The sequence below is a fragment of the Streptomyces sp. NPDC059037 genome (assembly GCF_042740015.1).
In the GTDB taxonomy this organism is placed as follows: Bacteria; Actinomycetota; Actinomycetes; order Streptomycetales; family Streptomycetaceae; genus Streptomyces.
Map to the genome: position 1 here is coordinate 1 of NZ_JBHYIG010000326.1, position 10,339 is coordinate 10,339.

The 10,339-nt window shown below is 69.2% G+C and carries 13 protein-coding genes; 7 read left to right on the top strand and 6 right to left on the bottom strand.

Going from position 1 to position 10,339, the window contains the following annotated elements; genetic code table 11:
- Positions 1-136: 136 nt before the first annotated feature.
- The 4 genes from ACFWY6_RS39875 to ACFWY6_RS39890 all read right to left on the bottom strand — a co-directional run bounded on the left by ACFWY6_RS39875 (position 137) and on the right by ACFWY6_RS39890 (position 2,351).
- Positions 137-580, bottom strand: a complete 444-nt coding sequence (locus tag ACFWY6_RS39875) for an SsgA family sporulation/cell division regulator (protein WP_365497460.1) — start codon at positions 578-580, stop codon at positions 137-139.
- 103 nt (positions 581-683) lie between these two features.
- Entirely contained in the window at positions 684-1,409 is a 726-nt protein-coding gene (locus ACFWY6_RS39880; RefSeq protein ID WP_360777445.1) for an IclR family transcriptional regulator C-terminal domain-containing protein, read from the bottom strand.
- Positions 1,410-1,644: 235 nt separating this feature from the next.
- Complete coding sequence (locus ACFWY6_RS39885) at positions 1,645-1,866, bottom strand: DUF5326 family protein (RefSeq protein ID WP_360777127.1); 222 nt, start codon at positions 1,864-1,866, stop codon at positions 1,645-1,647.
- Positions 1,867-2,033: 167 nt separating this feature from the next.
- Positions 2,034-2,351, bottom strand: a complete 318-nt coding sequence (locus ACFWY6_RS39890) for a cupin domain-containing protein (RefSeq protein ID WP_266864536.1) — start codon at positions 2,349-2,351, stop codon at positions 2,034-2,036.
- Between the two features lie 71 nt (positions 2,352-2,422).
- On the opposite strand from ACFWY6_RS39890, the gene ACFWY6_RS39895 reads away from it, so the two are divergent.
- The 5 genes from ACFWY6_RS39895 (at position 2,423) to ACFWY6_RS39915 (ending at position 6,178) form a co-directional block, all read left to right on the top strand.
- Positions 2,423-2,803 (top strand): phage holin family protein, encoded by a 381-nt coding sequence (locus ACFWY6_RS39895; protein WP_135331215.1) that lies wholly within the window; start codon positions 2,423-2,425, stop codon positions 2,801-2,803.
- Positions 2,804-2,812: 9 nt separating this feature from the next.
- Positions 2,813-3,307: a low molecular weight protein-tyrosine-phosphatase gene (locus ACFWY6_RS39900; protein ID WP_384701133.1), complete on the top strand. Its 495-nt coding sequence runs from the start codon at positions 2,813-2,815 to the stop codon at positions 3,305-3,307.
- Positions 3,304-4,506, top strand: coding sequence for a cystathionine gamma-lyase (locus ACFWY6_RS39905; RefSeq protein ID WP_384701136.1), 1,203 nt, complete (start codon positions 3,304-3,306; stop codon positions 4,504-4,506). The genes ACFWY6_RS39900 and ACFWY6_RS39905 overlap by 4 nt, the downstream gene beginning before the upstream one ends.
- Before the next feature lie 224 nt (positions 4,507-4,730).
- Entirely contained in the window at positions 4,731-5,636 is a 906-nt protein-coding gene (locus ACFWY6_RS39910; protein ID WP_384701139.1) for a LysR family transcriptional regulator, read from the top strand.
- Positions 5,637-5,695: 59 nt separating this feature from the next.
- Positions 5,696-6,178 (top strand): NUDIX domain-containing protein, encoded by a 483-nt coding sequence (locus tag ACFWY6_RS39915; protein WP_266864526.1) that lies wholly within the window; start codon positions 5,696-5,698, stop codon positions 6,176-6,178.
- A 20-nt stretch (positions 6,179-6,198) separates the two neighbouring features.
- Here ACFWY6_RS39915 and ACFWY6_RS39920 read toward each other — a convergent pair whose 3' ends face one another.
- Positions 6,199-7,743 carry a globin domain-containing protein gene (locus ACFWY6_RS39920; protein ID WP_384701143.1) on the bottom strand — a complete coding sequence of 515 codons (1,545 nt, stop codon included), beginning with the start codon at positions 7,741-7,743 and terminating at the stop codon, positions 6,199-6,201.
- 398 nt (positions 7,744-8,141) lie between these two features.
- Complete coding sequence (locus ACFWY6_RS39925) at positions 8,142-8,774, bottom strand: HAD family hydrolase (protein ID WP_384701146.1); 633 nt, start codon at positions 8,772-8,774, stop codon at positions 8,142-8,144.
- Between the two features lie 76 nt (positions 8,775-8,850).
- Here ACFWY6_RS39925 and ACFWY6_RS39930 point away from each other — a divergent pair, with 76 nt between their 5' ends.
- Positions 8,851-9,402: a DUF2269 domain-containing protein gene (locus tag ACFWY6_RS39930; protein ID WP_384701148.1), complete on the top strand. Its 552-nt coding sequence runs from the start codon at positions 8,851-8,853 to the stop codon at positions 9,400-9,402.
- A 5-nt stretch (positions 9,403-9,407) separates the two neighbouring features.
- Positions 9,408-10,277, top strand: coding sequence for a GNAT family N-acetyltransferase (locus ACFWY6_RS39935; protein WP_384701151.1), 870 nt, complete (start codon positions 9,408-9,410; stop codon positions 10,275-10,277).
- Positions 10,278-10,339: the final 62 nt, after the last annotated feature.

Below are 10,339 nucleotides of genomic sequence, written 5' to 3' on the forward strand. Positions count from 1 at the left end.
CGCCGCAAGCGGTGAGGCGGGGCCGGGAGCCGCGGGGGCCGGGGGCCAGCTAACCGGGGAGCCGACGCCGAGCCCCCAGGGCAATGCCGCGAAATGCACCAATCTGCCATCCGCCTGCGCCCGTTGACCCCGGAGGTCAGCCCGCGCTCTGCTCCTCCGCGAGGATCCGGTCCAACGCCTCGTCCAGGTGCGTCTCGAAGTCGGCGAGCGCCCGCTCCTGCCCGAGCGGCACCAACTTGTCCGTACGGTCGAGGAAGGCGAGCAGCGGCGGAATCCCCACCCGGAACAACGCCTGGTCACCGCCGACCTGAAGCCTGATGAGGACCTCGTCGAGCAGCTCGGGATCGGTGGGCGCGATGCGCACATCTCCGTCACCGCACGCCCTGCCCACCCCGTCGATCAACAACTCCCGCCCGAACGCCCAGGTCACAGGAGCGTCGCCGGGCAAGTGGAAGGTCAGCCGGACGGCATAGGGATCACCGGTCTCGTAGCGCAGCTCCACCGGGATGCGAAACGACAGCTCCTCGGAAACAAGGAAGCTCATCATGACCTCTGCCTGCACCGACTCGCGCTCTCGCATCGCCCGCCTACCCCGTCGCTAAACATCGACTGGCCAGGAACCAACTCCCTGACACCCATGGCATCTTGCTTAACGTACACATCAGATCACAAGGAGTGAGTTTTCAGATGCTGATAGAGAAGGCGAGTGTCCCTAGTAGCTTTCCGATCTCATTCTGCAACCGATCAGCCGCGGGCAGTAGCCGATCGGCTTGATAGGAGGGAACGGAAATCGCCATCGTGGCGGCCGTGTTGCCCGCCGTGATCGGAATGGCGGCGCAGACCGTCCCCAGCGCATACTCCTGCCGCTCCACCACGGGTTTCATCCGCCCCATCGCGTCCAGGCGGCGCAGGAAACTCCGGTCGTCACGGACCGAGTACCGCGTGATCGACTGCACCGGGTGACGGTCGAGGTGGTCCTTGCGCTGCTCGTCGTCGAGTTGGCCGAGCAGGCACTGGCCGATCGCATGGGCATGACCGGTCTCGCGGAAGTCCGCCCACTCTTCGACGGCCGGATTCCCGGGCGTGTCCGCGACGGCCACGATCTCGATCTCGCCCTCGCGGTAGACGGCGAAATAGACCGGTACGCCGATGGCGTCGCGCCAGTGCGCCAAGGCCTCGCTGATCATGCCGCGACGATTCTGCTGCGCCCCGCTGGCGCTCAGCCGCTCAGCGGCCTCGCCGAGCACGAACAGGCCCTTCTCCCGGCGCAGATAGCCTTCGTGCGTCAGCGTGCGCAGCAGGTGATAGGCCGTGGGAAGCGCGAGCCCCGACTCACGGGCCAACTGCTTGGCGGGTGCCCCGCCCTCATGCGCGGCGGCGGCCTCCAGCAGTCGCGTCGCCCGCTGCACGGAGCCGATGAGGGTCGGCGCGGCGGCAGTTGAAAGTGCGGCATCAACCGTGGCCAAGGTTCACTCCCGAAGCGCGTGGGATGTCTGCCCGTGCCCGCGATCACACGGGAGGAAGCGCATTGCGCCCGCGCGCGGGACGGGCCCGGCGTCGGATTTCGGACCCTAACCGCTGGACACCGGCCCGAGACCCCCATGCGGGGAAACTTCCCCCGCCCGAGGGAACTGTTGCGAGAAGTCACCAATCGCTGCGTGACGAGGCCGATCCCGATATGAACTTCCGTACGACGTAGATGAGTCCACCGACGAGCGCCACGAAAATCAGTGCCTTGAACAACAGGCCGACGACGAATCCGACAACGGTCGCTATCACGCTGCCGAACACGACCAGGGCGATGACCGGCACCGCGATCCACTTCACCCACCACGGCAATCCCGAGAAGATCTCCTGTGCTGCCATCGTCCTTACCTCTCTGCGCGTCTTTGCATCTCCGCATCTCTGCGTCTCTGCATCTCTGACTTCCTGCATTCGATGCTAGGGCGGCGAAGTCCTCGACGGGGGCCTCGGATCCCTTGTCCTCCCCTGATCCGTCCCTTAGGGAACCCCGAGGTCCCGGCCCCGAGAAGTCATCCCTCCGGCGGCGAGAAGACCACCAGGACGCGCAGGTCCTCGCTGATGTGGTGGAACTTGTGGGCCACGCCGGCGGGCACATAGACGACGCTGCCCCGCGCGACCTGGGTGGTCTCCATGCCGACGGTGATCGACGCCCGACCGCTGACGATCATGTACACCTCGTCCTGCTGGTGGGGCAGTTGGGGGTCGGACTCCCCGGCATCGAGCGCGTACAGCCCGACCGACATGTTCCGCTCACGCAGAAACTGCAGATACGCACCGTCGTTCGCGGCGCGCTCCGCCTCCAGCTCATCCAGTCGGAATGCCTTCATCGTCCGTGTACGCCCCTCGCCACTGATCGCGGGCCGACCGCTCCGGCCCTACGTCTGCCACGATCAGACACATGAAGAATTTCGTAGTCAAGACGATCGCCAACGCGGCGGCCCTGGCCGTCGCCGTATGGCTGCTCGACAAGATCACCCTGACCGGCGACAGCACGGGCAAGAAGGCCGGCACGCTGATCGTCGTCGCGCTGCTCTTCGGCCTGGTGAACTTCCTGGTCAAGCCGATCGTGAAGGTCCTCACCTTCCCGCTGTTCATCCTGACCCTGGGTCTGATCACCCTCGTGGTCAACGCCCTGATGCTGCTGCTCACGTCGTGGCTGGCCGACAAGTTCGATCTGAGCTTCCACGTCGACGGGTTCTGGACCGCCGTCCTGGGCGGCCTGATCATCTCTGTCGTGTCCTGGGCGATGAACGTCGTCCTGCCCGACGACAAGGACTGAGCCCGCCCGATGCCCCAGCCCTTCTCCGTGTGTTTCGTCTGCACCGGCAACATCTGCCGGTCGCCCATCGCCGAGTCCGTCTTCCGCGCGCGAGTCGACGAGGCCGGACTCGGCGGCCTGGTCCGGGTGGACAGCGCGGGCACCGACGGCTGGCACGAGGGAGACGGCGCCGACCCGCGCACCGTCTCCGTCCTGGAGGCGGCCGGCTACGAGAGCGATCATCTGGCGCGGCGCTTCCAGGTCTCCTGGTTCCCGCGCCTCGATCTGGTGATCGCCCTGGACGCCGGCCACCTGCGTACGCTGCGCCGCCTCGCGCCGACGCCCACGGACGCGGACAAGGTCCGGCTGCTGCGCTCGTACGACCCCGCCGCCACCGACCTGGACGTTCCCGACCCGTACTTCGGCGACGACGACGGCTTCGACGCGTGCCTGAGAATGATCGAGGCGGCGAGCGACGGTCTGCTCGACGCCGTACGCGAAGCGATGGAAGGGCGGGCGGCATGACGGATTCCGCACGAACCGCAGGCACAGCCGCAGGAACGGGCTCGGGGATGGCCTCAGGGATCGGCGACGGCACGAGAGCGGTGCGGGCCGGCCTCCCTGAGCCGGTGAAACACGAGCCGACGCTGCCGGGCCCGGTGTTCGCCGCGCACTTCCACCTGCCGGGCGACCCCACGGGGCCGTACACCTACGGACGTGACGAGAACCCGACCTGGACGCTCCTGGAGCGGGCCATCGGCGAACTGGAGGCGCCGGAGTCCGGCGACGACGTCGAGACCCTGGTCTTCGCCTCCGGGATGGCCGCGATCTCGGCGGTGTTCTTCTCGCAGCTGCGCGCCGGCGACGTGGTGGTCATGCCGAACGACGGCTACCAAGCACTGCCCCTGGTCCACGAGCAGCTCGCCGCGTACGGCATCGAGGTGCGCACCGCCCCGACCGGCGGCGACGCCCAGCTCGATGTCCTGGACGGCGCGAAGCTGCTGTGGATCGAGACCCCGTCCAACCCGGGGCTCGACGTGTGCGACGTGCGGCGCCTCGCCGACGCGGCACATGCGCGTGGCGCCCTGGTCGCGGTCGACAACACCCTGGCCACGCCGCTGGGCCAGCGTCCCCTGGAGCTCGGCGCCGACTTCTCCGTGGCCAGCGGCACCAAGCAGCTCACGGGGCACGGCGACATCCTTCTCGGGTACGTCGTCTGCCGCGATGCCGAGCTGGCCGCTTCCGTGAAGCGCTGGCGCAAGATTGTCGGGGCGATTCCGGGCCCGATGGAGGCCTGGCTCGCGCACCGCTCGCTCGCCACGCTCCAGCTGCGCGCCGAGCGGCAGAACGCCAACGCCCTGGCCGTCGCCGAGGTCCTGCGCGGCCGCGACGAGGTGACGGGGCTTCGCTATCCGGGGCTGCCCGACGATCCCTCGCACAAGATCGCCTCGCAGCAGATGCGGCGCTTCGGGTGCGTGGTCTCGTTCACGCTGCCCTCACGCGCGCGTGCCGATCGTTTTCTCGACGCGCTGCGTCTGGTGGACGACGCGACGAGTTTCGGCGGCGTACGGTCCACCGCCGAGCGGCGCGGCCGCTGGGGCGGGGACGCGGTCGCGGAGGGCTTCGTCCGCTTCTCCGCAGGGGCCGAGGACCCGGCGGATCTGGTGGCGGATGTGCTGCGGGCGCTGGACGAGGCGGCCGCGTCCGCCGATCCGGACAACTGACCGATTCCGGTGCTCTGCCGGCCCCCGGCTAGTACCCCGCTACGCACAACGAACGGTCCGAGCCTCCCCCCTCGTGGCTCGGACCGTCCCGGTTCTGCGCGCGAAGAACCGCGCGAACAAGGCTAGTTGACTCTGTGTCAGTGTCCAATCACAGTAGCGACAGAGACCTATCGACATATTTATAGTTGGGCGCGGCCCAGGGGCCTGGAGGGGAGGGCGCTGCCATGGATCTGGCCCTGCTGCGCACATTTGTCACCGTGCACCGGGCCGGTTCCTTCACGCGCGCCGCCGCCCTGCTCGGCCTGTCACAGCCCGCGGTGACATCCCAGATACGCACCCTTGAGCGGCAGTTGGGCCGCCCCTTGTTCCTGCGCAAGGCGCGCGGCGTGACCCCCACGACCATCGGCGACGAACTCGCGCACAAGGCCGCCCCGCATCTCGACGCCCTGGTCGAGATCGCCGAGACCGGGCTCGACGAGGACTCTTCGGTACGCACGCTCCACCTCGCGGGGCCACCGGAGTTCACGGCCGCCCTGGCGCTGCCCGCCCTCACCGCGCTGACGGGGCAGGACGGCCAGGGCTTCGCGCTGCGCGCCTCGTTCGGCAACGCGGAGGAGGTCCTCGAAGGGCTCTCCGCGGGGCACCACGATCTGGCCATCACCACGGCCCGTCCACGCGGCGCCCTGCTCACCGCGACACCACTCTGCGACGAGGAGCACGTCCTGGTCGCGGGCCCGCGCTGGGCCGCCCGTATCGGCCCCGGAAAGCTGCGGCGCAAGGGTGCGTCCGCCCTCGAGAACCTGCCGGTGGTCGAGGTGCACGAGTCGCTGCCGCTGGTCGCCCGCTACTGGGCCGCCGTCTTCGACACCCGTCCGGCGGCATCGGGCGCCGTCATCGTGCCCGACCTGCGCGCAGTGCTCGCCTGCGCCGCCTCCGGCGCCGGCCTCGCCGTACTGCCCCGTTATCTGTGCGCGCCCGCCTTGGAGAGTGGCGAGGTCGTGGCCCTGCACGACCCGGCGGTGCCCCCGCTGCGCACCTATTTCCTCGTCGTACGCACCGGCACGCTGGCCATGCCGCACATCGCGCGGGCGCACGAGTGGCTGCTGCGTGCTGCCGTCGACTGGGCTTGACGGGGTCTCCGCCTGGTTCGCGATGTTTCACGTGGAACAGTCCGGGCCACATTTCTCCCATGACCGTCCGACCCGTGGTCAAGCGCACCGCACGCGCCGTCCTGCTCGATGGCAACGACCTGATCCTGATCAAGCGGACCAAGCCCGGCGTCGATCCGTACTGGGTCACTCCGGGCGGCGGCGTGGAGGCGGAGGACGCAACCGTCGTCGACGCGCTCCACCGCGAGGTCCATGAAGAGCTCGGCGCCAAGATCTCGGATGTGGTGCCCTGCTTCGTCGACACCGTCGAGCACATCGGTGAGGACGGTGGCGCGACCGGTGTGAAGGTGCAGCACTTCTTCGTCTGCCGCCTGGAGTCCATGGACGCCGCCCTGCGGCACGGCCCCGAGGTGGAGGAGCCGTGCGGCGAGTACGAGATCGTCCACGTGCCCTTCACCCGCGTCGGGATCGCCTCGGTCCATCTCGTACCGCTGTCGCTGCGGCACTATCTGGACGGCAACATCGAGGGCGTACGCGCGATGCACGCGCCTGACCTGGGCTAGTCGCACGCTCCGGGACCGGGCTAGTCGCCCGTGGCCACCAGTTCCTCTACGGAGTCATGGCGGATCCGGCCGGCCGGGATGCCGAGGTCCCGCAAGGCGTCCACGCCGCTGCGGATCATGCCGGGCGGACCCGAGAGGTAGGCGTCGTACTCGTTCCAGGGGCCGTACTCGCGCACGGCGTCCGGGAACTGTGCGTGGTCGTCGACGACGGGGCGGACCGCGAGCCAGGGGTGGGTCTTCTGGAGCCGCATCATCGTGTCGATGTCGTACAGGTCGTGGTCGGTGCGAGCGCCGTAGAAGACCTCGACGGGCCGCCGCTCGCCGTGCTCGGCGACGTCCTCGACGAGCGCCTTGATGGGGGCGATGCCGGTGCCGCCGCCCAGACAGAGCAGTCCGCTGTCGGTGGTGTGGTCGACGGTCATCGAACCGGCGGGCGGGCCGAGCCGCATGATGTCACCGGGGCGGGCGTGGTGCACCAGGGCGTTGGACACCCAGCCGGCGGGGACGGCCTTCACATGAAACGAGAGCAGCCCGTCGGAGCGCGGCGCCGAAGCGAACGAGTAGTGCCGCCAGATCCGCGGCCACCAGGGCGTCTCCAGGCTCGTGTACTGCCCGGCGAGGAAGGGATAGGGCTGGTCGGGCCGGACGGTGACGACGGCGATGTCGGGCGTTCTGAGGTCGTGCGAGACGACCTCGGCGAACCACCAGGCGGGGGCGCGCAGTTCGTCCGCGGCCGCCGCGTCGATCATGACCTGGGAGATCGTCGTGTACGTCCGGACCCAGGCTGCCTCGGTCTCGTCGTCCCAGACCGCGCTCGCGTAGCGGCTGAGCGAGCCGATCAGGCACTCGCCGACCGCCGGATAGTGCTCGGGCTGCGTCCCGTACTTGCGGTGGCCACGGCCGAGGTTCTTCAGATACGCGACGAGCACAGCGGTGTTGTCGACGTTCTCGGCGGCGGTCAGCAGCGCCTTGAGCAGCCGGTCGCGCTGAGTGTCCATCGCTGCCGGGAAGAGGGACCGCAGATCGGGGTGCCGGGTGAAGAGCAGCGCGTAGAAGTACGAGGTCACCTTGTCGGCGACGGGGCCGATCTCGGCCATGGTGCGCTGCACGAGGATCGCGTCGGGGGATCCCTGAGGGGCGGGCGCGGGCTGCGGCGTGGCTTCCGGCTTCGGGCGCGGTTCCGGCACGCGCTCCAGACGAGGCTCCGGCCGGGGTGCCTCCGTGGCCGTTCCCACCGCGTCCCGGACGGGCTCGCTCTGCTCGGCGGCGTGCGGTATTCGCCCCTCGGTCACAGGCCGGGGCCCGGAGTCGCGCGCGGGCTCCACGGGAGCGGCGGATTCCGTTGCGGGGGACGCGGGGGCGGGCCCCGGGGTGGGCCTGTTCAGGGGGCGTATCGACGCCACGCGGCGCCCCTCGGAGGTCGTCTCGGACTCATCGGCCGCGGGACGCGACGCCTCGGCGTCCTCCGGGCGCTGCGGCGCCTTGCGTGGGGTGAACCAGCCGCCTCCACCGCCGTCGTCGCCGGAAGTGCCGTTGCCCGCCGACGTGGTGGTCGGAGAGTCCATGCTGTGCCTCGCCTCGAACATCTCTCAGTCGGTCCGCGCACTTCCCTGTAGGAAGCTGCCTGCTTTCCCCGCTTCGTCTCGCCCCGTGTCCCCGTGTGCCCGCATTGAACCTTGGATTCCGGACCCTACGGACAAGTAGTGATGGAATGTGACATTGGCCGCAGTCATCTCCCCGCAGCGTCCCATCCATCGCCATCGCGTCGGCCGCATAACCGAAAGTTCAGGTCTTCGATCTCTTCGCCCCGTTAGGCTGCGTTGACCTCCGTCCGTGCCCCCCCAGGGGTGCGCAGAGATACACCCGGCACGAACCGGACTCGACCATACCGGCAGCCGTCCGGCACACAAGTCCGCCTTCCTTCACCTGGAATTCAGCGGACCACGCCTGCCAATTGCGCCAATTACCGGGCGGGGCACACCAATTCATACGCCTTACACAGATCCCGCCCGACATAAGAGTGGGTAGCGAGCCCAACCAGCCGCTGATCCGCATTGACGGCGACCGAAACCGGCACCACCCCGAACAACTCCACGTCCGAGAGCGAGTCGCCATATGCGATGCAATCGGACCTGCCCACCCCGAACTCTTCACAGAGCCGGTCCGCGATCTTCACCTTGGCCGCGGCATTGAGAATGCCCGCCGGATTCACCGGCTCGGTGAACGGCACGGAGGGGAATCGCGATCCGTACGCGGCATGCGCTCCCCATGCCAGGAGCCGCTCGACGAAGAACGACGGCGACAGCGAGATCACGGCGCAATAGTCACCGCCCTCGCGGATCTTGCCCCAGGTCTCCCGGATCCCGGAGAGCCAGGGAGCCCCTTCGAAGGCCGCCGTCACCTGCGCCTCGGTGAGATCCGCCCACAGGGCACGCACCCGGAACGCGTACTGAGGCGGATCGATGCGCCGGGCCACGAAATCGCGTTCCAGCTCCGCGATCTCCGCGTCGAGACCGAGCCGACGGGAGATCTCCACGGGGGCCGCCGTGCCGTGCAGCAGCGTTCCGTCCAGGTCGAAGAGGTGAAGGCGTGGCATGTACGCCGAGGCTAGTAGCCACGGTTACTCCCGCTGTCAGACGCCTCCGGCCGCCATTCCCGGCACCGTGTTTCACGTGAAACTAAGCCGCCCCGCTCGCCGGGCCACCCTCGTCGTCCACGTAGCCGCCGCCGCGGGCTGGCTCGGGCTCACGCTCGGACTGCTCGCGCTCGCCTTCGCCGCCATCACCACGGATTCAGCCGCGACCACCGAAGCCGCCGCCCGCTCCATGAAGCTCTTCGCGGACTGGCTGGTGCTTCCCCTGGCGCTGCTCACGCTGCTGAGCGGACTACTGCTTTCCCTCGGAACTCCTTGGGGACTCGCCAAGCACCGCTGGGTCTACACGAAGTTCTGGCTGACCCTGGCCACCACCGCCGCCTCGGCCTTCGCCCTGCGCCCGGGCATCAACGACACCGTCGCCACGGTGGCCGCGGGCTCCCCTGTGACGGATCCGACCGACCTGATCGCCGGGCCCATCGTCTCCCTGAGCGCCTATCTCTTCATGACGGTCGTCTCGGTGCTCAAGCCCTGGGGTCTGACCCGCCGTGGCCGGAAGCAACGTGGCCGGAACCAGCGTGCTTCTGCCCACAAACCGGTGGACGTCACGGACGTACGTCAGACAGCCTGACCCGAGTGTCGACACCTTCCCTCTCCGCACTGCCCATCCGCCGGCTGACCCTCCGCGACGTCACCGCCTGCGCCGACCTCTCCCAGGACCGGGGCTGGCCACGCGAGGACCACAAATGGGGGCTGCTGCTCTCGGCCGGTACGGGCCACGGCATCGACGACCCCGACGGCAGCGGCCTCATCGCCGCCTGCGTGGTGACCGAGTACGGACCGCATGAGCGCCCGGGCCTCGGAGCGATCGGCATGGTCCTCGTCGCCGAGCGGCACGCCCGCAAGGGCATCGGCCGCCGCCTCATGCGCCACGTCGTCGAAGAGGCCGGCACCACCCCGCTCACCCTGCACGCGACGCCGAACGGCCGCCCGCTCTATGAGGAGCTCGGTTTCAAGACGACCGGCCGCGCCGAGATGGTCCGCGGCCGGTTCACCGCGGACGGCCCGCTGCCCGGCGTCGCCACCCGGCCGGCCACCGCCGAGGACCTGACCGCGATCCTCCGGCTCGACCACGAGGTCTTCGGCCTCGACCGCACGCACATGATCACCCGCCTTCCGGCCTTCGTCGACCAGCTGCGGGTCGCGGAGGCGGACGGCGAGATCATCGGCTACGCGGGCGCCTGGCCGAACATGGAGACCCACGTCATCGGCCCGCTGATCGCCCGCGACACGGATACAGCGAAGGCCCTCATCGGCTCCCTCGCCGCCGGCTCGGACCGACCGCTGCGCACCGACATCGACGTACGCCATGAAGAGCTGCTCGCCTGGGTGAAGGAACGCGGCTTGGAGCCCATCGCCTTCAACGCCGTGATGACGTACGGCATCCCCGAGCTGCCCGGCGACTGGTCGCGTCGCTTCGCGCCGCTGACGGTGGCGGCTGGCTGAGCGGCGGGCACGTAACCACGCGGCCACCGCATGACGAAAGGCCCACCCCCAAGCGCCGGACC